At 61.8% G+C, this 22,223-nt stretch carries 20 protein-coding genes; 19 read left to right on the top strand and 1 reads right to left on the bottom strand.

Going from position 1 to position 22,223, the window contains the following annotated elements:
* Positions 1–3: 3 nt before the first annotated feature.
* The 13 genes from lpxD to ispD all read left to right on the top strand — a co-directional run bounded on the left by lpxD (position 4) and on the right by ispD (position 15,837).
* A complete protein-coding gene (gene lpxD / locus AC1M7R_RS16810) occupies positions 4–1,059 on the top strand; it encodes a UDP-3-O-(3-hydroxymyristoyl)glucosamine N-acyltransferase (protein WP_072387946.1) in 1,056 nt (351 codons plus the stop codon).
* A gap of 107 nt (positions 1,060–1,166) precedes the next feature.
* Positions 1,167–1,607: a 3-hydroxyacyl-ACP dehydratase FabZ gene (fabZ, locus tag AC1M7R_RS16815; RefSeq protein ID WP_072387944.1), complete on the top strand. Its 441-nt coding sequence runs from the start codon at positions 1,167–1,169 to the stop codon at positions 1,605–1,607.
* Complete coding sequence (lpxA, locus tag AC1M7R_RS16820) at positions 1,604–2,380, top strand: acyl-ACP--UDP-N-acetylglucosamine O-acyltransferase (protein WP_072387942.1); 777 nt, start codon at positions 1,604–1,606, stop codon at positions 2,378–2,380. The genes fabZ and lpxA overlap by 4 nt, the downstream gene beginning before the upstream one ends.
* A 2-nt stretch (positions 2,381–2,382) precedes the next feature.
* A complete protein-coding gene (lpxB, locus tag AC1M7R_RS16825; RefSeq protein ID WP_072387940.1) occupies positions 2,383–3,513 on the top strand; it encodes a lipid-A-disaccharide synthase in 1,131 nt (376 codons plus the stop codon).
* A gap of 11 nt (positions 3,514–3,524) precedes the next feature.
* On the top strand, positions 3,525–4,169 hold the full coding sequence (gene rnhB, locus AC1M7R_RS16830) for a ribonuclease HII (protein WP_165887910.1): 645 nt from the start codon (positions 3,525–3,527) through the stop codon (positions 4,167–4,169).
* Positions 4,170–4,400: 231 nt separating this feature from the next.
* Positions 4,401–7,922, top strand: a complete 3,522-nt coding sequence (gene dnaE, locus AC1M7R_RS16835) for a DNA polymerase III subunit alpha (protein WP_072387936.1) — start codon at positions 4,401–4,403, stop codon at positions 7,920–7,922.
* Between the two features lie 150 nt (positions 7,923–8,072).
* A complete protein-coding gene (locus AC1M7R_RS16840; protein WP_072387933.1) occupies positions 8,073–9,020 on the top strand; it encodes an acetyl-CoA carboxylase carboxyltransferase subunit alpha in 948 nt (315 codons plus the stop codon).
* A 134-nt stretch (positions 9,021–9,154) separates the two neighbouring features.
* Entirely contained in the window at positions 9,155–10,483 is a 1,329-nt protein-coding gene (gene tilS / locus AC1M7R_RS16845) for a tRNA lysidine(34) synthetase TilS (RefSeq protein ID WP_072387931.1), read from the top strand.
* A 274-nt stretch (positions 10,484–10,757) separates the two neighbouring features.
* Positions 10,758–12,389: a CTP synthase gene (pyrG, locus tag AC1M7R_RS16850; protein WP_072387929.1), complete on the top strand. Its 1,632-nt coding sequence runs from the start codon at positions 10,758–10,760 to the stop codon at positions 12,387–12,389.
* 4 nt (positions 12,390–12,393) lie between these two features.
* On the top strand, positions 12,394–13,239 hold the full coding sequence (kdsA, locus tag AC1M7R_RS16855) for a 3-deoxy-8-phosphooctulonate synthase (RefSeq protein WP_072387927.1): 846 nt from the start codon (positions 12,394–12,396) through the stop codon (positions 13,237–13,239).
* A gap of 154 nt (positions 13,240–13,393) precedes the next feature.
* Positions 13,394–14,683 (top strand): phosphopyruvate hydratase, encoded by a 1,290-nt coding sequence (eno, locus tag AC1M7R_RS16860; RefSeq protein WP_072387925.1) that lies wholly within the window; start codon positions 13,394–13,396, stop codon positions 14,681–14,683.
* A gap of 171 nt (positions 14,684–14,854) precedes the next feature.
* On the top strand, positions 14,855–15,133 hold the full coding sequence (gene ftsB / locus AC1M7R_RS16865; protein WP_072387923.1) for a cell division protein FtsB: 279 nt from the start codon (positions 14,855–14,857) through the stop codon (positions 15,131–15,133).
* Positions 15,130–15,837 carry a 2-C-methyl-D-erythritol 4-phosphate cytidylyltransferase gene (gene ispD, locus AC1M7R_RS16870; RefSeq protein ID WP_072387921.1) on the top strand — a complete coding sequence of 236 codons (708 nt, stop codon included), beginning with the start codon at positions 15,130–15,132 and terminating at the stop codon, positions 15,835–15,837. The genes ftsB and ispD overlap by 4 nt, the downstream gene beginning before the upstream one ends.
* Before the next feature lie 165 nt (positions 15,838–16,002).
* Here the strand turns inward: ispD and AC1M7R_RS16875 are convergent, their stop codons facing one another.
* A complete protein-coding gene (locus AC1M7R_RS16875) occupies positions 16,003–16,899 on the bottom strand; it encodes a LysR substrate-binding domain-containing protein (RefSeq protein WP_072387919.1) in 897 nt (298 codons plus the stop codon).
* A 107-nt stretch (positions 16,900–17,006) separates the two neighbouring features.
* Here AC1M7R_RS16875 and AC1M7R_RS16880 point away from each other — a divergent pair, with 107 nt between their 5' ends.
* From AC1M7R_RS16880 to AC1M7R_RS16905, 6 genes are all read left to right on the top strand, one after another.
* Complete coding sequence (locus AC1M7R_RS16880) at positions 17,007–18,119, top strand: S-(hydroxymethyl)glutathione dehydrogenase/class III alcohol dehydrogenase (protein ID WP_072387917.1); 1,113 nt, start codon at positions 17,007–17,009, stop codon at positions 18,117–18,119.
* 83 nt (positions 18,120–18,202) lie between these two features.
* Positions 18,203–19,063: an S-formylglutathione hydrolase gene (gene fghA, locus AC1M7R_RS16885; RefSeq protein WP_165887773.1), complete on the top strand. Its 861-nt coding sequence runs from the start codon at positions 18,203–18,205 to the stop codon at positions 19,061–19,063.
* 92 nt (positions 19,064–19,155) lie between these two features.
* Positions 19,156–19,629 carry a 2-C-methyl-D-erythritol 2,4-cyclodiphosphate synthase gene (ispF, locus tag AC1M7R_RS16890; protein ID WP_072387913.1) on the top strand — a complete coding sequence of 158 codons (474 nt, stop codon included), beginning with the start codon at positions 19,156–19,158 and terminating at the stop codon, positions 19,627–19,629.
* On the top strand, positions 19,626–20,684 hold the full coding sequence (gene truD, locus AC1M7R_RS16895; protein WP_490609759.1) for a tRNA pseudouridine(13) synthase TruD: 1,059 nt from the start codon (positions 19,626–19,628) through the stop codon (positions 20,682–20,684). Before ispF ends, truD begins: the two co-directional genes overlap by 4 nt.
* Complete coding sequence (gene surE / locus AC1M7R_RS16900; protein WP_072387909.1) at positions 20,672–21,421, top strand: 5'/3'-nucleotidase SurE; 750 nt, start codon at positions 20,672–20,674, stop codon at positions 21,419–21,421. The genes truD and surE overlap by 13 nt, the downstream gene beginning before the upstream one ends.
* Before the next feature lie 41 nt (positions 21,422–21,462).
* On the top strand, positions 21,463–22,098 hold the full coding sequence (locus AC1M7R_RS16905) for a protein-L-isoaspartate(D-aspartate) O-methyltransferase (RefSeq protein WP_172679635.1): 636 nt from the start codon (positions 21,463–21,465) through the stop codon (positions 22,096–22,098).
* Positions 22,099–22,223: the final 125 nt, after the last annotated feature.

Consider the following 22,223-nt stretch of genomic DNA (forward strand, 5'->3'; position numbering starts at 1 on the left):
TCCATGACAGCGACTATCAAGCTTGGCCAGCTGGCCGAGTTCCTCGGCGCCACCCTGCGTGGCGACCCGGAGAAGGCAATTACTGGGCTGGCCACTTTACAAGAGGCTGGCCCAGCTCAGTTGAGCTTCCTGGCAAATCCCCAGTACCGAAAGTACCTTGCAGACAGCCGCGCTGCCGCGCTGTTGCTCAAGGCTGCCGATGCCGAGGGGTTTCATGGCGACGCCCTGATCGTGCCCGACCCGTACCTGGCGTATGCACGGATTTCCCATCTGTTCGACCCCAAGCCCAAGGCGCCTGCCGGCATTCATCCCAGCGCGGTGATCGCCGCCGATGCCGTGGTGGATCCTACCGCCAGCATCGGGCCTTTCGTGGTCATCGAGAGTGCGGCGCGCATCGGTGCGGGGGTCACCCTGGGGGCTCACTGCTTCGTCGGCGCGCGTAGCGAGATCGGCGAGGGCGGTTGGCTGGCCCCCCGGGTCACCCTGTATCACGATGTGCGCATCGGCAAGCGGGTAGTGATTCAATCCGGCGCGGTGCTGGGTGGCGAAGGGTTCGGCTTTGCCAACGAGAAGGGTGTCTGGCAGAAGATCGCCCAGATCGGTGGCGTGACCGTCGGCGACGATGTGGAGATCGGCGTCAATACGGCCATCGACCGCGGTGCGTTGGCAGACACGATCATCGGCAACGGCGTCAAGCTCGACAACCAGATCCAGATTGCCCACAACGTCCAGGTCGGCGATCACACGGCCATGGCCGCCTGCGTGGGCATTTCCGGCAGCACCAAGATCGGCAAGCATTGCATGCTCGCCGGTGGCGTAGGGCTGGTGGGGCACATCGACATTTGTGACAACGTTTTCCTGACCGGCATGACCATGGTGACCCACTCGATTACCGAGCCGGGCGCCTATTCCTCCGGAACGGCGATGCAGCCGGCGGCCGAATGGCGCAAGAGCGCGGCCCGGATTCGTCAGCTCGACGACATGGCGCGACGTCTGCGACAGCTGGAAAAGCGTGTAGGGGACGTGACCCCTGACGGTAATGCTTCATCAGATGGCTGATACCATTTCCATATCAAGTGTGCACAGCCGCTAGACTGCCTCCTTGATTTGCCAGCGGAGTGCGCGTCAATCCGCGCTCCCAATCTTTACATAGGCTTCCTCCCGAAATGATGGACATCAACGAGATTCGCGAATACCTGCCTCACCGTTACCCGTTCCTGCTGGTGGATCGGGTAGTGGAGCTGGATGTCGAAGGCAAGCGCATTCGCGCCTACAAGAATGTCAGCATCAACGAGCCGTTCTTCAATGGCCATTTCCCCGCGCATCCAATCATGCCGGGTGTGCTGATCATCGAGGCAATGGCCCAGGCTGCCGGGATCCTCGGTTTCAAGATCATGGACGTGAAACCCGCCGACGGCACGCTCTACTATTTCGTAGGCTCCGACAAACTGCGTTTCCGCCAGCCGGTGACCCCGGGCGACCAGTTGATCCTCGAAGCCAAGTTCATCAGTTGCAAGCGCCAGATCTGGAAGTTCGAATGCCAGGCTTCGGTCGATGGCAAGCCGGTCTGCTCCGCTGAAATCATTTGTGCGGAACGCAAACTATGAGTTTGATCGACCCTCGCGCAATCATCGATCCGACGGCCGTTCTGGCCGCCGATGTCGAGGTCGGCCCGTGGTCGATTGTCGGCGCAGGTGTGGAAATCGGCGAGGGCACGGTGATCGGGCCCCACGTAGTTCTCAAGGGGCCGACCCGGATCGGCCGGCACAATCGCATCTACCAGTTTTCCTCGGTAGGCGAAGACACCCCCGATCTCAAGTACAAAGGCGAGGAGACCCGCCTGGTCATCGGCGATCACAACGTGATCCGCGAAGGCGTGACGATCCACCGCGGCACTGTACAGGATCGTTCCGAAACTACCCTGGGTGACCACAACCTGATCATGGCCTATGCCCACATCGGCCACGACAGCGTTATTGGCAACCACTGCATCCTGGTCAACAACACCGCGCTGGCCGGCCATGTACACGTGGACGACTGGGCGATCCTGTCCGGCTTCACCCTGGTACACCAGTACTGCCACATCGGTGCCCACAGCTTTTCCGGCATGGGCACCGCCATTGGCAAGGACGTCCCGGCCTATGTCACGGTGTTCGGCAATCCGGCCGAAGCCCGCAGCATGAACTTCGAAGGCATGCGCCGTCGTGGCTTCAGCGAAGAGGCGATCGCGGCGTTGCGTCGTGCCTACAAGGTCGTCTATCGCCAGGGGCTGACCGTCGAGCAGGCGTTGGCCGAGTTGGCCGAAGCGGCGACCCAGTTCCCGGAAGTCGCGATATTCCGCGACTCCATCCAGTCCTCGACCCGCGGCATCACCCGCTGACCATGGCTACCTTGCGTGTTGCGCTGGTGGCGGGGGAGGCTTCCGGCGATATCCTGGGCGCGGGCCTGATGCGTGCGCTCAAGGCGCAGCATCCGGCGGTCGAGTTCATCGGTGTTGGCGGACCGTTGATGCAGGCCGAGGGGCTGGCCTCCTATTTTCCGATGGAGCGTCTGTCGGTGATGGGGCTGGTAGAAGTGCTCGGCCGTCTGCGGGAATTGCTGGCCCGGCGCAAGCGGCTCATCCAGACCCTGATCGATGAAAAGCCGGATGTATTCATCGGCATCGATGCGCCGGATTTCACCCTCAACATCGAACTCAAGTTGCGTCAGGCCGGGATCAAGACGGTGCATTACGTCAGCCCGTCGGTCTGGGCCTGGCGGCAAAAGCGGGTGCTGAAGATTCGCGAAGGCTGCGACCTGATGCTGACGTTGCTGCCCTTCGAAGCCCGATTCTACGAAGAGAAAGGCGTGCCGGTACGGTTTGTCGGTCACACCCTGGCCGACACCATTCCCCTGGAGGCTGATCGCGACCAGGCCCGCCGGGCGCTGGGCCTTCCCGACGGTCCGCTGGTGGCCTTGATGCCCGGCAGCCGGGGCGGCGAAGTCAGTCGTCTGGCAAGCGTGTTCTTCGACGCTGCCCAACGCATGCAGGCGATACGCCCCGACGTGCGTTTCGTCCTGCCCTGTGCCAGCCCGCAACGGCGGGTCCAGCTCGAGGCCTTGCTGGCCGGACGCGATCTGCCGGTCACGTTACTCGATGGCTGCTCCCACCAGGCGCTGGCAGCCTGCGATGCCGTGTTGATTGCCTCCGGGACTGCTACCCTTGAAGCGTTGTTGTACAAACGCCCCATGGTGGTCGCCTATCGCCTGGCGCCGCTGACGTTCTGGATTCTCAAGCGTATGGTCAAGAGCCCTTACATCTCCCTGCCCAACCTGTTGGCCCAGCGTCTGCTGGTGCCGGAGTTGCTGCAGGACGAGGCGACGCCCGAGGCGCTGGCCAGTACACTGCTACCCTTGATCGACGGCGGCGAGGAGCAGACTCGTGGCTTCGATGAAATTCACCGTACCCTGCGTCGCGACGCCTCCAACCAGGCGGCGGATGCAGTACTGACCCTGGTCGGCGCAAAACCATGAGCCATTCGAAGATACAACTGGGCCTGGACTTCAACCTGGTGGCCGAGGTGGAAGAACTGGTGGCCGGTGTCGACGAGGTTGGGCGCGGCCCTCTGTGCGGCGCGGTGGTGACGGCAGCGGTGATTCTCGACCCGAACCGGCCAATCCTGGGCCTTGACGACTCCAAGAAGCTCACCGAGGCCCGTCGCGAAAAACTCTACGATGAAATCTGCGAGAAGGCCCTGAGCTGGTGCATCGCTCGGGCCGAGGTGGAGGAGATCGACGAGTTGAACATCCTGCACGCCACCATGCTCGCCATGCAGCGTGCGGTGGAAGGGCTGCACATCACGCCGAAACTGGCGATGATCGATGGCAACCGCTGCCCGAAACTGTCGATGCGCGCCGAAGCCGTCATCCAGGGCGACGGCAAGGTTCCAGCTATCGCGGCGGCGTCGATCCTGGCGAAAGTCAGCCGTGATCGGGAAATGGCCGCCTTCGAACTGATCTACCCGGGGTACGGCATCGGCAGCCACAAGGGCTATCCGACCCCCGTTCATCTGGAGGCCCTGGCACGCCTGGGGCCGACGCCTATCCATCGGCGTTCCTTCGCCCCGGTGCGGTTGGCCTATGAGGCCCGTGAAGGGGTGATCGCGAACAGTCAGTGCCCTGTTTCCTGATGCAAACGCTGCTTCTGTGGCGAGGGGATTGGTTTCCGCTGGACCGCGAAGCAGTCCCAAAGTCTGTCAAACGTAACGGGATTTCAGGTTCAAGGACCGCTTCGCGCCCAACCGGGACAAAACCCTCGCCACAAATGCCGTGTTCGCGGCTGGACACTCATGGCTGATGTTTTACCCAAGGCCCGGTACAATCCGGGCCTTGTTGTTCTCATGACTTAACGCAGGATCACTATGCCGGCTTCATTCGTTCATCTACGCCTGCACACTGAATACTCCCTGGTCGATGGTCTGGTGCGGATCAAGCCGCTGATCAAGACCCTCGCGGGCATGAACATGCCTGCCGTGGCGGTCACCGACCAGAACAACATGTGTTCGCTGGTCAAGTTCTACAAGGCGGCCATGGGCGGCGGAATCAAGCCGATCTGTGGTGCCGACCTGTGGCTGGCGAGCAAGGATCCGGACGCGCCGTTGAGCCGTATCAGCCTGCTGGTGATGAATGCCGTGGGCTATCGCAACCTCACCGAGTTGATTTCCCGGGGCTTCATCGATGGCCAGCGCAACGGCTCGATCATCATCGAGCGCGAATGGGTGGCCGAGGCGAGCGAAGGCCTGATCATGCTGTCGGCGGCGAAGGAGGGCGAAATCGGCCTGGCGCTGCTCAGCGGGAACAATGAGGAAGCCGAAACCCTGGCCCGGGAGTGGATGGACGTATTCCCGGATCGCTTCTACATCGAAGTTCAGCGTACCAACCGGCCCAACGATGAAGAGCACCTGCATGCCGCCGTTGCCTTGGCCGACCGGATCGGCGCGCCGCTGGTGGCCACCAACGACGTGCGTTTCATCAAGCAGGAGGATTTCGAGGCCCACGAAACCCGCGTCTGCATCGGCGAAGGCCGCGCCCTCGACGACCCGCGCCGGCCCAAGAACTACAGCGACCAGCAGTATCTCAAGAGCGCCGAGGAAATGGCCGAGTTGTTCAGCGACCTGCCCGAGGCGCTGGAAAACACCGTCGAGATCGCCAAGCGCTGCAACATCGAAGTGAAGCTGGGCAAGCACTTCCTGCCCAACTTCCCGATTCCCGATGGCATGACCATCGACGAGTATTTCCGCAAGGTTTCCTTCGACGGCCTGGAGGAACGCCTCAGCGTCCTGCTGCCCAAGGACACGACCGAAGATTACGAAGCCAAGCGCCAGGTCTATGTCGACCGGTTGAATTTCGAACTGGACATCATCATCCAGATGGGCTTCCCCGGTTACTTCCTGATCGTGATGGACTTTATCCAGTGGGCCAAGAATAACGGCGTGCCGGTAGGCCCGGGCCGTGGATCGGGTGCGGGGTCGCTGGTGGCCTACGTGCAGAAGATCACCGACCTCGACCCCCTGGAATACGACCTGCTGTTCGAACGTTTCCTCAACCCAGAACGGGTATCCATGCCCGACTTCGACGTCGACTTCTGCATGGATGGCCGCGACCGGGTGATCGACTACGTGGCGGAGAAATACGGCCGCAACGCCGTAAGCCAGATCATCACCTTCGGTTCCATGGCGGCCAAGGCGGTGGTGCGGGACGTGGCGCGGGTGCAGGGCAAGTCCTATGGCCTGGCCGATCGCCTGTCGAAGATGATTCCGTTCGAAGTCGGCATGACCCTGGAAAAGGCCTATGAGCAGGAAGAAATCCTGCGGGACTTCATCAAGGTCGATGAAGAGGCCGCGGAAATCTGGGAAATGGCCCGCAAGCTCGAAGGCGTGGTGCGCAACGTCGGTAAGCACGCCGGTGGCGTGGTGATCGCGCCGACCAAGCTGACCGACTTTTCGCCGATCTACTGCGACGAAGAGGGCGATGGCCTGGTGACCCAGTTCGACAAGGACGACGTCGAGGCAGCGGGCCTGGTGAAGTTCGACTTCCTGGGGCTGCGGACCCTGACGATCATCGACTGGGCATTGAAAACCATCAACCGCGACCGGGCCAGGGCAGGCGAAGAGCCCCTGGATATCGCCTTCATTCCGCTGGATGACAAGCCGACCTACAACCTGCTGCAGAAAGCCGAAACCACGGCGGTGTTCCAGCTCGAATCCCGTGGCATGAAGGAACTGATCAAGAAGCTCAAGCCCGACTGCCTGGAAGACCTCATCGCTCTGGTGGCCCTGTTCCGTCCGGGCCCGCTGCAATCGGGCATGGTGGATGACTTCATCAACCGTAAGCACGGTCGTGCCGAGCTGGCGTATCCGCACCCCGATTACCAGTACGACGGTCTCAGGCCGGTATTGGCTCCGACCTACGGCATCATCCTGTATCAGGAACAGGTGATGCAGATTGCCCAGGTGATGGCGGGCTATACCCTCGGCGGCGCGGACATGCTGCGCCGGGCGATGGGTAAGAAGAAGCCCGAGGAAATGGCCAAGCAGCGCGGTGGCTTCATCGAGGGCTGCGCCAACAACGGCATCGATGCGGACCTGGCCGGCAACATCTTCGACCTGGTGGAAAAGTTCGCCGGCTACGGCTTCAACAAATCCCACTCTGCCGCCTATGGCCTGGTTTCCTACCAGACTGCCTGGCTCAAAGCGCATTATCCGGCACCGTTCATGGCAGCCGTCCTGTCGGCGGATATGCACAACACCGACAAGGTCGTGACCTTGATCGAAGAAGTGCGGACCATGAAGTTGCGCCTCGACGCGCCGGACGTGAACGCTTCGGAGTTCAAGTTCACGGTGAACGACGAAGGCCGCATCATCTACGGCCTGGGTGCGATCAAGGGCGTGGGCGAGGGGCCGGTGGAAGCCATCACCGAAGCGCGCCAGGACGGGCCGTTCAAGGACCTGTTCGATTTCTGCGCCCGGGTCGATCTCAAGCGCATCAACAAGCGCACCCTCGACGGCTTGATCCGCAGCGGCGCGCTGGATCGCCTGGGGCCTTATTTCCATGATGAGCCCAAGGCCTATCAAGCCAACATCGACCGCAACCGCGCGGTATTGCTGGCGGCCATGGAGGAAGCGATCAAGGCGGCCGAGCAGACGGCCCGTACCCACGACAGTGGCCATGCCGACCTGTTCGGCGGTCTGTTCGTCGAGGAAGATGCCGACGTCTACAGCAATCATCGCAAGGCCAAGGAGCTGACCCTCAAGGAGCGCCTCAAGGGCGAGAAGGACACCTTGGGGCTGTACCTCACCGGCCACCCGATCGATGAATACGAAGGCGAGATCCGCCGCTTCGCCCGCCAGCGCATCATCGACCTGAAGCCGGCCCGCGATACGCAGACGGTCGCCGGTATGATCATTGCCCTGCGGGTCATGAAGAACAAGAAGGGCGACAAGATGGGGTTCATCACCCTGGACGACCGTTCCGGGCGCATCGAGGCTTCGCTGTTTGCCGATGCGTTCCACTCCGCGCAGTCGCTGTTGCAGACCGACGCCATGGTGGTGGTGGAAGGCGAGGTGAGCAATGACGACTTCTCCGGTGGCCTGCGGTTGAGGGTCAAGCGGGTGATGAGCATGGAGGATGCCCGTACCAACCTGGCCGAGAGCTTGCGCCTGAAGTTGCAGACCCAGGACCTCAAGGGCGATCAGCTACGCTGGCTGGGAGAGTTGTTCACTCGCCATCGCGGTGCCTGCCCGATCACCATGGAGTACGTGCGCCCCGACGCCAAGGCCGTGCTGCAGTTCGGCGAAGGCTGGCGGATCGATCCGGCGGATGCGTTGATTCAAGCCTTGCGTGACCAGTTCGGCAAAGACAACGTCTTCCTCCAATACCGTTGACGGCCAGGGGCCACTCTTGGACCCAGAGCACCCCTGACCTCAACCCGAATTTTTAATCTCGACCTGAACGCGCCTCTCCCTTAAGGTAGGGCGCGAATAGACAACCGGCCGGCCCAAGCTCTCTTGGACGTCGACCCAAGACGGACGCCTATGAACCCGAATTTTCTAGATTTCGAACAGCCGATCGCCGACCTGCAAGCCAAGATCGAAGAGTTGCGCTTGGTCGGTAATGACAATTCGCTGAATATCGGCGATGAAATCTCTCGTCTGCAGGACAAAAGCCGCACGCTCACCGAAGACATCTTCGGCAAGCTGACCAGTTGGCAGATCGCGCGCCTGGCACGTCATCCCCGTCGTCCATACACCCTGGACTACATTGAACACATCTTCACCGAATTCGATGAGCTGCACGGCGACCGTCACTTTGCCGACGACGCCGCGATTGTCGGTGGTGTGGCCCGTCTGGAAGACAAGCCAGTCATGGTGATCGGCCATCAGAAGGGCCGCGAAGTTCGCGAGAAAGTACGCCGCAACTTCGGCATGCCGCGTCCTGAAGGTTATCGCAAGGCTTGCCGCCTGATGGAAATGGCCGAACGCTTCAAGATGCCGATCCTGACCTTCATCGACACGCCGGGCGCCTATCCGGGGATCGATGCCGAAGAGCGCAACCAGAGCGAAGCGATTGCCTGGAACCTGCGGGTAATGGCACGGCTGAAAACCCCGATCATCGCCACCGTGATCGGTGAGGGTGGTTCCGGCGGTGCATTGGCTATCGGTGTCTGCGACCAGTTGAACATGCTTCAATATTCCACTTACGCGGTGATCTCGCCGGAAGGTTGCGCCTCGATCCTCTGGAAAACCGCCGAGAAAGCGCCGGATGCCGCCGAAGCCATGGGCATCACCGCCGAGCGCCTCAAAGGCCTTGGAATCGTGGACAAGGTCATCAACGAACCCGTGGGCGGCGCCCACCGCGATCCGGCCGCAGCCGCGGCATTGATTCGTGCCGAGCTGAGCTCGCAGTTGGCGATGCTGAAGAAGTTCGACAACGACGCGTTGCTGGCCCGTCGCTATGAGCGGTTGATGAGCTACGGCCTCTGATCCGAGCGCTGTACCCTGTGTGGGAGCGGGCTTGCTCGCGATAACGGTTTAACATTCAACAGATACGTTGACTGAAACACCGTTATCGCGAGCAAGCCCGCTCCCACATTCGATTTGTGTGAAGGTCAGTTTCTATGAACCCGTCCAGGATTGATCTGCCAACCCGGCTCCTCACACAGTTATCCCCCTGGCGCAACGCCACCACTTGGCGCATCGCCTTCTCCGGCGGTCTCGACTCCACCGTCCTGTTGCACCTGCTCGCGTCTCTCTCAAAAAGCCATTCCCTGCCAACGCTCCGCGCGATCCATGTCCATCATGGCCTGCAGGCTGTGGCTGACACCTGGCCGGACCACTGTCGTTCGGTCTGCGAGGCCCTTGAGGTCCCGTTGCAGGTGGTTCATGTCCAGGTCAAGCCCGGCGCCAGCATCGAGCGTGCCGCCCGGGACGCGCGTTATGAGGCCTTCGCCGCGGCGACCCACGGCAATGAAGCGCTGCTCGTTGCCCAGCACCGCGACGATCAGGCCGAAACCCTGTTGTTTCGTTTGCTGCGAGGGGCAGGAGCCAGGGGCCTGTCGGCCATGCCGAGGCAGCGTCCGCTGGGCCAGGGGCATCTGCTGCGGCCGCTGCTGGAGGTGTCTCGGGCCGAGCTGCAGGCCTATGCGACGCAACAGGGCCTGAGCTGGATCGAAGACCCCTCCAACGACGATCAGCGGTACGCACGCAATTACCTGCGCCAACGGGTCTTTCCGCGGCTGGTCGAGCAATGGCCCCAGGCTTCGATGACCCTGGCTCGCAGCGCCGCGCATCTGGGTGAGGCCCAGGGGTTGCTCGATGACCTGGCACGGATCGACCTGGCCCGGGCCATGACGCCTGGAGCGTTCGACTGGCTTGGGCTGCCTTCGCTGGAACTCGCGCCTCTTCAGGCATTGTCGCCGGCCCGGCAACGCAACGCCTTGAGCCATTGGCTGGCGACGCAGACGACGTTGCCCGACAGTGACCACTGGGCCGGCTGGGAGTCACTGCGCGACGCAGCGGACGACGCGCGGCCTGTCTGGCGACTGGCCGCAGGTGAGCTGCATCGGGCCGGCGGACGAGCCTGGTGGTTATCCGACCACTGGTTGCGTCCCGTCTCGGGCACCGTCGAGTGGCCAGAGGCGGCTGATTTCGTGCGGTTGCCAGGAAATGGCCGGGTGTTCCTTGTCGGCAGCCCTCCTGCCGGCCCGCTTTGCCTGCGCTATCGTCAAGGTGGCGAGGTCATGGAGCTGCCCGGGCGTGGCCATCGGGATCTCAAGCGCTTGCTCAACGAGAGGGGCGTGCCGGCCTTCGTTCGCGGCCGATTGCCGCTGCTGTACCGGGGCGGGCAACTGCTGGCGGTGGCCAACCTGCCAGGGCTGGATGGCGACCGCGATGGCACCTGGCGATTGGGCTGGCAACCATCGGGACAAGATCTGGGTTTGAGCTGAAAGGGGCTTTCCGGTAGACTACGCTCCCTTCTTGATACAACTTCTGTGGATTCGCCTGAATTGCAGGAGTTGCCGATTACCAAGCAGTCTTTGCTGGGCGATTCCAAAAAATGTGTAGCGAGCAACGTACCGGTGATTTCACCTCCGGTCTGTCCCAACGCGGCGGTTTTTTTGAAAGGTGCACTGTGATTAATGCAGGTGATCGGGGGCTTCGGCCTTCCTTCGCTTTCCCCGGCGGCTCGGACCGCTTTAACGCAGACTTCTAGGGTTTTTCATGACGCGCTACATATTCGTCACGGGCGGTGTTGTTTCTTCATTGGGGAAAGGCATTGCCTCGGCTTCATTGGCGGCCATCCTGGAGGCGCGGGGACTTAAGGTCACCATGCTCAAGCTGGACCCGTACATCAACGTCGACCCGGGCACCATGAGCCCGTTCCAGCACGGCGAAGTGTTCGTCACCCACGACGGCGCCGAGACCGACCTGGACCTGGGCCACTACGAGCGGTTCATCCGCACGACCATGACCCAGAACAACAACTTCACCACCGGCCGCGTCTACGAGCACGTGCTGCGCAAGGAACGTCGTGGTGACTACCTGGGTGCGACCATCCAGGTCATTCCGCACATCACCGACGAAATCAAGCGCCGCATCATCAAGGGTGCCGGCGATGCCGACGTGGCGATGGTGGAGATCGGCGGTACCGTGGGCGACATCGAGTCCCAGCCGTTCCTCGAGGCTATCCGCCAGTTGCGTTTCGAAATCGGCGCCAAGCGTGCGATGCTCATGCACCTGACCCTGGTGCCGTACATCGCCACCGCCGGCGAAACCAAGACCAAGCCGACCCAGCATTCGGTCAAGGAACTGCGGTCCATCGGCCTGCAGCCGGACGTGCTGATCTGCCGCTCCGACCACCCGATCGACATCTCTTCGCGCCGCAAGATCGCCCAGTTCACCAACGTTGAAGAGCGCGCGGTCATCGGCCTGGAAGACGCCGACACCATCTACAAGATCCCCGGCATCCTGCACTCCCAGGGCCTGGACGATTTCGTCGTCGAGCGTTTCGGCCTGCAATGCGCTGGCGCCGACCTGTCCGAATGGGACGCCGTGGTCGATGCCAAGCTCAACCCGGAGCACGAAGTCACCATCGCCATGGTCGGCAAGTACATGGAATTGCTGGATGCCTACAAATCGCTGATCGAGGCGATGAGTCACGCCGGCATCAGCAACCGCACCAAGGTCAACCTGCGCTACATCGATTCCGAAGACATCGAGAACCAGGGCACCGGCCTGCTGGAAGGCGCCGATGCGATCCTGGTACCGGGCGGTTTCGGCCTGCGGGGCGTGGAAGGCAAGATCACCGCCGTCCAATACGCACGTGAAAACAAGGTGCCATACCTGGGCATCTGCCTGGGCATGCAAGTGGCCGTCATCGAGTTCGCCCGTAACGTGATGGGCTGGAAGGACGCCAACTCCACCGAATTCGATCGTGCCAGCGGCCACCCGGTCGTGGGCCTGATCACCGAGTGGGAAGATGCCACCGGCGCCGTCGAAGTCCGTACCGAAGCCTCCGACCTGGGTGGCACCATGCGCCTCGGCGCCCAGGAATGCCTGCTCGAGCCAGGCTCCCTGGTGCACCAGTGCTATGCCAAGGACGTGATCGTCGAGCGTCACCGTCATCGCTACGAAGTGAACAACAACCTGCTGCCGCAGCTGATCGAGGCGGGCCTGAAGATTTCCGGTCGCTCCGGTGACGGCGCGCTGGTGGAAGTGGTGGAATCCCCGGATCATCCATGGTTCGTGGCCTGCCAGTTCCATCCCGAGTTCACCTCGACGCCACGGGACGGCCACCCGCTGTTCAGCGGTTTCGTGAAGGCCGCTTTGGCTCAACACCGGAAAAAGGCATAAGACGATGGCCCAGAAGATCATCCGCGTCGGCGACATCGAGATTGCCAACGACAAGCCCATGGTGCTGTTCGGCGGCATGAACGTGCTGGAAAGCCGCGACATGGCGATGCAGGTGTGCGAGGAATACGTGAAGGTGACCCAGAAGCTGGGCATCCCCTACGTCTTCAAGGCCAGCTTCGACAAGGCCAACCGCTCGTCGGTGACTTCCTACCGTGGCCCGGGCCTGGAAGAGGGCATGCGGATCTTCCAGGACATCAAGCAAGCCTTCGGCGTGCCGATCATCACCGACGTCCACGAGCCTTATCAGGCTGCGGTCGTCGCCGAGGTCTGCGACATCATCCAGCTGCCGGCCTTCCTGTCGCGCCAGACCGACCTGGTGGTCGCGATGGCCAAGACCGGCGCGGTGATCAACATCAAGAAAGCCCAGTTCCTCGCGCCCCAGGAAATGAAACACATCCTGAGCAAGTGCGAAGAGGCCGGGAATGACCAGTTGATCCTGTGCGAGCGCGGCTCCAGCTTCGGCTACAACAACCTGGTGGTGGACATGCTCGGCTTCGGCATCATGAAGCAGTTCGAGTATCCGGTGTTCTTCGACGTCACCCATGCGCTGCAGATGCCTGGCGGTCGTTCCGACTCCGCTGGCGGACGCCGCGCCCAGGTGACCGACCTGGCCAAGGCCGGCATGAGCCAGTCCCTGGCGGGCCTGTTCCTGGAGGCCCACCCGGACCCTGACAATGCCAAGTGCGACGGTCCTTGCGCCTTGCGCTTGAACAAGCTGGAACCATTCCTGTCTCAGCTCAAGGCATTGGATGAGCTGGTCAAGGGTTTTCCGACGATAGAAACCGCGTAACCCGGTTTTCTCCGGTAAAGTACCGCTCGACAAACGCTCTGGCCTGCGGGCCGGGCGTTATCGTCGGCAAGCCTGCCCGCTGCTGTCTTCCCGCCGACGGTAAAAGATTTCCTCTCGCTGCGTCGTTTTCGTCAACTTTGGAGTGTTTACAACAATGGCAAAAATCGTCGACATCAAAGGTCGTGAAGTTCTCGACTCCCGTGGCAACCCCACTGTCGAAGCGGACGTGCTTCTCGATAACGGTATCATCGGCAGCGCCTGCGCGCCGTCCGGTGCTTCCACTGGCTCGCGCGAAGCGCTGGAGCTGCGTGATGGCGACAAGAGCCGTTACCTGGGCAAGGGCGTGCTGAAAGCCGTCGCCAACATCAACGGTCCGATCCGCGACCTGTTGCTGGGCAAGGACCCTGCCGACCAGAAAGCCCTCGATCAGGCCATGATCAAGCTCGACGGTACCGAGAACAAAGCCTCCCTGGGCGCCAACGCGATCCTCGCCGTATCCCTGGCCGCCGCCAAGGCCGCCGCCCAGGACCAGGACCTGCCGCTGTACGCGCACATCGCCAACCTCAACGGTACCCCTGGCGTCTACTCGATGCCGGTGCCGATGATGAACATCATCAACGGCGGCGAGCATGCCGACAACAACGTCGACATCCAGGAGTTCATGGTGCAGCCGGTTGGCGCCAAGTCCTTCTCCGAAGGCCTGCGCATGGGCACCGAGATTTTCCATCACCTCAAGGCAGTGCTGAAGGCACGCGGCCTGAGCACCGCGGTGGGCGACGAAGGCGGTTTCGCACCGAACCTGGCCTCTAACGAAGACGCCCTGAAAGTCATCTCCGAAGCCGTGGCCAACGCCGGCTACAAGCTGGGCACCGACGTGACCCTGGCCCTGGATTGCGCCGCCAGTGAATTCTTCGAAGACGGCAAGTACAACCTGTCCGGCGAAGGCCAGGTGTTCACCGCCGAAGGTTTCGCCGACTACCTCAAGGGCCTGACCGAGCGTTATCCGATCATCTCCATCGAAGATGGCCTGGACGAGTCCGACTGGGCTGGCTGGAAGATCCTCACTGACAAGATCGGTGCCAAGACCCAGCTGGTGGGTGACGATCTGTTCGTGACCAACACCAAGATCCTGAAAGAGGGCATCGACAAGCAGATCGCCAACTCGATCCTGATCAAGTTCAACCAGATCGGCACCCTGACCGAGACCCTGGAAGCCATCCAGATGGCCAAGGCTGCCGGCTACACCGCCGTGATCTCCCACCGCTCCGGTGAAACCGAGGATTCGACCATCGCCGACCTGGCGGTGGGCACCGCGGCGGGCCAGATCAAGACCGGTTCGCTGTGCCGTTCCGACCGCGTTTCCAAGTACAACCAACTGCTGCGTATCGAAGAGCAGTTGAATGGCAAGGCCAAGTACAACGGTCGTGCCGAGTTTCGCGGTTAAGCGGTAAATGGTAAAAAGACAGCGGATTGTGTCGGAAAAGTCGCCATAACGGTGGCTTTCCCTCTAATCTGATGCCTTATCAAGCACAAGCCTGGGTTTTCCAGGCTTCGTGCTATCAGGTGCTTCAAAGTTTGGCATGGCGGTCTTTTTTCACTGGATACCCGATATTCGATGCGCAGTCCCAATTGGTTGTTTCTTGTCTTGCTCCTGTTGCTGGCCGGCCTGCAGTACCGCCTGTGGGTAGGTAATGGCAGCCTGGCGCAAGTGGCCGACCTGACTCAGCAGATTGCCGAGCAGCGTGCCGAGAACGAGGCACTGCTGGAGCGCAACCGGGTGATGGACGCCGAAGTGATGGAGCTGAAAAAAGGCATGGAGACCGTCGAAGAGCGGGCTCGCCATGAGTTGGGCATGGTCAAGGAGGGCGAGACCCTCTACCAGTTGGCCCAATGAGTATTCGTTTGCCGGCCTTCTGGGCCGTGATTCCTGCCGCGGGCGTCGGAGCCCGTATGGCCGCGGACCGTCCCAAGCAGTACCTGCAACTGGGCGGACGCACAATTCTTGAACACAGCCTTGGCTGTTTCCTCGATCATCCGACCGTCAAGGGCGTGGTGGTCAGCGTTGCATGCGACGATCCCTACTGGCCAACCCTGGCCTGCGCCAACGACCCGCGCATCCAGCGCGTGGACGGCGGCGCGCAGCGTTCGGACTCGGTGCTCAATGCCTTGTTGCACCTGCATGCCCAGGGTGCCGACGATCACGATTGGGTGCTGGTGCATGACGCGGCCCGGCCCAACCTGGCCCGGGACGATCTCGATACATTGCTCGGCGAGCTGGCGAGCGATCCGGTCGGCGGCCTGCTGGCTGTTCCGGCGCGCGACACCCTCAAGCGGGTCGACCGGCATGGCCGAGTGCTGGAAACCATCGACCGCAGCGTGATCTGGCAAGCCTATACACCGCAGATGTTTCGCCTCGGTGCCTTGCATCGGGCCCTTGCCGACAGCCTGGTCGCGGACGCGGTGATTACCGATGAAGCCTCCGCCATGGAATGGGCGGGACAGGCACCACGGTTGATCGAAGGGCGGGCCGACAATATCAAGGTCACTCGACCCGAAGACCTGGAGTGGTTGCGCCAGCGTTGGGCGAATCGGCATTAAGCGGGATCTGCCCCTCGTTGGATTGTCATCATCTGGGCCGACGTCATCGCGAGCAAACTCGCTCCGACAATGAACCGGTGTGAACAGTTGTCCATCATTCGACGATAAACCCCTGTGGGAGCGAGCTTGCTCGCGATAACCTCAGCCCAGGCAACAAAGACCCGGTCACCCCCGATATTCCGGCCGCTGCGCCAACCCTTCCTTCAAGTAATCCACCAACTTGCGCACCTTGGGCGACAGATGTCGCTGCTGTGGATATAACGCCCATACTGCCGTATTCGGCGGCTGATGGGCTTCCAACAGCGAGATCAACGCACCATTGTGCAGATGCTCCAGCACGTAGTAATCCGGCAACTGACACAACCCCACCCCTTGCAACGCCGCATCCAGCACCGCTTGCCCGCTGTTGCAGCGCCAGTTTCCCTGCACTCGTTGGGAAAATTCCCGCCCGTTCTGTTCCAGTTGCCAAAGATCGGAGCTACCGATCAGGCAATTGTGGCGGCTCAACTCCGACAGGCTATGGGGCCGGCCATACCGTTCCAGATAGGACGGCGAGGCACACAAGTACATGCGCCGTGGCGCCAGGCGGGTGGCAATCAGACGTGAGTCCTGCAAGCGGCCCAGGCGGATCGCCAGGTCCAGTCCTTCATGGACGAGATCGAGGGGGCGGTTGCTCAGTTCGATGTCCACCCGCAGTTGTGGATAAAGTCCCATGAAACGTGTCACCAGCGGCACGATGAAACGTTCGCCATAGGCCACGGCACAAGTCATTCGCAGCATGCCCTTGGGCTCGCTGGCGAGGTCGCCCACCGCGCGAAGGGCTTCCTCGCGGCCATCCTGCAGGCGTTGGCAGTGCTGCAGGAACGTCTGCCCGGCCTCGGTGAGCGTGACGCGGCGGGTGCTGCGATAAAGCAGTCGGGTCTGAAGACGCTCCTCAAGCCGTACGATTTGGCGGCTGATGTGGGAAGACGACACACCAAGACGCTCCGCTGCGGCGGTGAACTGACTGCATTCGGCCACGGCGACGAACTCGTCGATCCCTTCCCAGCGATTATCGGACATGGAGGATTATCCCTGTATGGCAATAATGTTTTGCTTTTGGCTGGATTATTCCCTGGCTGCAGGCGGATTACACTCCCTGTCTCGTTTTTATTTGCTGGAGCTACAGGATGATCAAGTCGCGCGCCGCCGTTGCCTTCGAGGCCAAGAAACCCCTGGAAATCGTTGAAGTCGACGTCGCCATGCCCAAGGCTGGCGAAGTGTTGCTGCGCGTGGTGGCTTCCGGTGTCTGCCACACTGACGCCTACACGCTGTCGGGTGCCGACCCGGAAGGGATTTTTCCGTCGATCCTCGGTCATGAAGGCGGCGCCATCGTCGAGGCCATTGGCGAAGGCGTGACCTCCGTGGCGGTGGGCGACCATGTGATTCCGCTGTACACACCCGAGTGCGGCCAGTGCAAATTCTGTAAGTCGGGCAAGACCAACCTCTGCCAGGCCATCCGTGCTACCCAGGGCAAGGGCCTGATGCCGGATGGCACTTCGCGTTTTTCCTACAAGGGCGAGACGATCTTCCACTACATGGGAACCTCGACTTTCTCCGAGTACACCGTGTTGCCGGAAATCTCCGTCGCCAAGATCGCCAAGGATGCACCGCTGGAAAAAGTCTGCCTGTTGGGATGTGGCGTCACCACCGGTATCGGCGCGGTGCTCAATACGGCCAAGGTCAAGCCGGGTGATACCGTGGCGATCTTCGGCCTGGGCGGCATCGGCCTGTCGGCTGTGATCGGCGCCGTGAAAGCCCAGGCCTCGCGCATCATCGCCATCGACATCAACCCGTCCAAGTTCGAAATCGCCCGGCAACTGGGCGCCACCGATTTCGTCAATCCGAAGGACTTCGACCGTCCGATCCAGGAGGTCATCGTGGACATGACCGATGGCGGCGTGGACTTTTCCTTCGAATGCATCGGCAACGTCCAGCTGATGCGTGCCGCATTGGAGTGCTGCCACAAGGGCTGGGGCGAGTCGGTAATCATCGGCGTGGCCGGTGCCGGCCAGGAAATCTCCACCCGTCCATTCCAGTTGGTGACGGGGCGCGTCTGGCGCGGTTCGGCGTTTGGTGGCGTGCGTGGTCGCAGCGAACTGCCGAGCTACGTGGAAATGGCCGAGAAGGGCGAGATTCCACTGGATACTTTCATCACTCATACCATGGGCCTGGAAGACATCAACAAGGCTTTCGACCTGATGCATGAAGGCAAGAGCATCCGCACCGTCATTCATTTCTAAGGAGCAGCGGCAAGCGGCGAGCTACAAGCTGCAAGTAGGCCTGGCACTCTCTTGCAGCTTGAAGCTTGGCGCTTGCCACTGGAATGTCCATGAACCTCGAAAACATCTCTTGCCAGAAAAGCTTCGGCGGCTGGCACAAGCGTTACCGGCATCGTTCCGAAGTGCTTGGCTGTGACATGGTATTCGCCGTCTACCTGCCACCCCAGGCCGAGCAGGGCGGCAAGCTGCCTGTGCTGTACTGGCTGTCGGGGCTGACCTGCACCGACGAGAACTTCATGCAGAAGGCCGGCGCCCAGCGCATGGCCGCCGAGCTGGGGTTGATCATTGTCGCGCCGGACACCAGCCCCCGTGGGGCCGATGTACCGGGGGATCCGGACGGTGCCTGGGACTTCGGCCTGGGCGCGGGATTTTATCTGAATGCCACGCAGGAACCCTGGGCACGGCACTATCGGATGTATGACTACGTGGTGCAGGAGTTGCCTGCGCTCGTCGAGACCCATTTCCCCGCCTCGGACAAGCGCAGTATCAGCGGGCACTCCATGGGTGGGCATGGGGCGCTGGTCTGCGCCTTGCGCAATCCGGGTCGTTACCAGTCGGTGTCGGCATTTTCGCCGATCACCAATCCGATGGATTGCCCCTGGGGGCAAAAGGCTTTTTCCCGTTACCTGGGAGAGGACCGTTCCAAATGGCGGGAATGGGATGCCTGTGCGCTGATCGCCGAAGCGGAGGAGAAGCTGCCCTTGCTGGTGGACCAGGGCGACCGTGACGACTTCCTGGCCAACCAGCTCAAGCCCGAAGCCTTGCAGCAGGCGGCAAAGGCGGCCGGCCATCCCCTGGAGTTGCGCCTGCAACCGGGCTATGACCACAGCTACTACTTCATCGCCAGTTTCATCGACGATCACCTGCAACATCATGCCCGCGCGCTCGGGAGGGCAATCGGTTAGTTTTTTCCACCACGCCGGGAAGACTAATTGAGAACACCCCTACCTCTAATGCAGGTAGAATCACGCCCTGACAGAAATCAGGGCGTTTTTTTATGCGTATTGGCCACGGCTATGATGTTCACCGGTTCACTGAAGGCGATTTCATTACTCTGGGCGGTGTGCGGATCGCACATGGTTTCGGGCTGCTCGCGCATTCTGATGGTGACGTCTTGCTGCACGCCTTGAGCGATGCCTTGCTCGGCGCCGCCGCGTTGGGCGATATCGGCAAGCATTTCCCTGATACCGATCCGCAATTCAAGGGCGCCGACAGCCGTGCGCTGCTGCGCCACGTGGTGTCGCTGATCCACGCCAAGGGCTGGACGGTCGGCAATGTCGACAACACCATCGTGGCCCAGGCTCCGAAGATGGCACCGCACATCGAAACGATGCGCCAGTTGATCGCCGAGGATCTCCAGGTCGGCATCGACCAGGTGAACGTGAAGGCCACCACCACCGAGAAGCTGGGCTTCGTCGGCCGCGAAGAAGGCATCGCCGTCCATTCCGTTGCCTTGTTGCTGCGCCCATGACCGAACTGGAACTGTTGGGGCCGCGTGTCTATGGTGAGTCGCTGGGCAGTGCGGTACTGAAAGCCACCGCCGAGGATTTCCAGGTCGATGAAGTGCTGGATATTCCACTGACCGGCGATGGCGAGCACCTGTGGCTCTGGGTTGAAAAGCGTGACCTGAACACCGAGGAGGCCGCCCGGCGCATTGCCAAGGCTGCCGGCGTGCCGTTGCGCACCGTCAGCTACGCGGGACTCAAGGACCGCCAGGCCCTGACCCGGCAATGGTTCAGCATCCAGTTGCCCGGCAAGGCCGACCCGGACCTTTCGGCGGCGCAGAACGACACACTGAAGATTCTCAAGACCGCCCGCCACAGGCGCAAGCTGCAACGTGGCGCGCATTCGGCCAATGGCTTTACCTTGCGGCTCACTGGGTTCAAGGGCGACAGCGCGGCGGTCGATGCTCGCCTGCAGACGATCGCTCGCCAGGGCATCCCCAACTATTTCGGCGCCCAGCGGTTCGGGCACGATGGCGGCAATGTCGTGGATGCGCGCGCCTGGGCTGCCCGCAGCGCCCTGCCGGAGCAGCGCAATGTACGCTCGAGGCTGTTATCCGCCGCGCGCAGTTATCTGTTCAATCGGGTACTGGCGGCACGGGTAGCCGATGGAACCTGGCAAAAGGCACAGGTTGGCGACTTGCTGGCCTTCACCGACAGCCGCAGTTTTTTCCCTGCCGGCGAAGCCGAATGCAGCGATCCGCGCCTGGCAATCCTCGACCTGCACCCGACCGGACCGCAGTGGGGCGAGGGGCCTTCGCCCGCCGCTGGCGCCACCTTCGAGCTGGAACAGGCTGTTGCCGAGGGGGAGGCCGATCTGCGGGACTGGTTGATAAACGCGGGAATGAATCACGAACGTCGCATCCTGCGACTGCCCATTGGCGGGCTGTCGTGGCATTATCCCCAGCCTGACATTCTGCAACTGGAATTCGTCCTGCCGGCCGGATGTTTCGCCACTGCCTTGGTGCGCGAACTCGTCGATCTGGTGCCGGTAGGGCAGACGGACAGCCCATGCGTATTCTGATTTCTAACGACGACGGGGTGACAGCACCCGGTCTTGCCGCGCTTTATGCTGCGCTGGCGGATTTTGCCGAGTGCGTGGTCATCGCCCCGGACCAGGACAAAAGCGGCGCCAGCAGCTCGCTGACGCTCGACCGTCCGCTGCACCCCTGCTACCTGGATAACGGTTTCATCAGTCTCAACGGCACCCCCACCGACTGCGTGCACCTGGGCCTCAACGGTTTGCTGGAACGCGAACCGGACATGGTGGTTTCGGGTATCAACCTGGGGGCCAACCTGGGCGATGACGTGCTTTATTCCGGTACGGTCGCCGCTGCCCTGGAAGGTCGCTTCCTCGATCATCCGTCGTTTGCTTTCTCGTTCGTTTCGCGGCAGGTCGACAATTTGCCCACTGCCGCCTATTTCGCCCGTAAGTTGGTGCAGGCCCACGGTGAACTGGACCTGCCGCCACGCACGGTGCTGAACGTGAATATCCCGAACCTGCCTCTGGACCATATCCGCGGCATCCAGCTGACCCGCCTGGGCCACCGCGCCCGCGCCGCCCGGCCCATGCATGTGGTCGACCCGCGGGGCAAGGCCGGCTACTGGATCGCCGCCGCCGGTGATGCCGAGGATGGCGGGCCGGGCACGGATTTCCATGCGGTGATGCAAGGTTATGTCTCGATCACGCCGTTGCAGCTCGACCGCACCTTCAATGATGCCTTCCGACATCTCGATGGCTGGCTGGAGGGGCTGCACTGATGGCTCGTGAGCAAGACGATATGCTACGCCGCGGGATCGGCATGACTTCCCAGCGGACACGTGAACGACTGATCCAGCGGCTCTACGAAGAAGGTCTGTCCAACGCCCAGGTGCTGGAAGTGATTCGCCGTACGCCGCGGCATCTGTTCGTCGATGAAGCCCTGGCCCATCGGGCCTATGAAGACACGGCGTTGCCGATCGGCCATAACCAGACCATTTCCCAGCCTTATATGGTGGCTCGCATGAGCGAGTTGCTGCTGGAGGCGGGCCCGCTGGACAAGGTGCTGGAGATCGGCACCGGTTCGGGTTACCAGACGGCGGTCTTGTCGCAACTGGTGGAGCGGGTGTTTTCCGTGGAACGGATCAAGGTGCTGCAGGATCGCGCCAAGGAGCGCCTGGTGGAGCTGAACCTGCGCAACGTGGTATTTCGCTGGGGCGACGGCTGGGAAGGCTGGCCAGCCCTGGCGCCTTATAACGGAATCATCGTCACGGCCGTGGCGACCGATGTGCCCCAGGCCCTGTTGGATCAACTCGCACCGGGTGGACGCATGGTCATCCCGGTGGGCGCCGGCGAAGTACAGCAATTGATGCTGATCGTGCGGGAAGAACATGGCTTTTCGCGACACGTCCTGGGGGCGGTGCGGTTCGTGCCGTTACTCAATGGGCCGTTGGCCTGAGCATTTATAAACAGAGGCTGAATTCCGTGACGCTGGCTGTGTCTTACAGCGGCATCGATTTGTCGAATACGCTTCAACGGCGGCGAGCAAACGTGTGCGGTAGCGTCCCGCGCGTCATTGATAGA

It is taken from the genome of Pseudomonas sp. MS01C9, assembly GCF_058202755.1.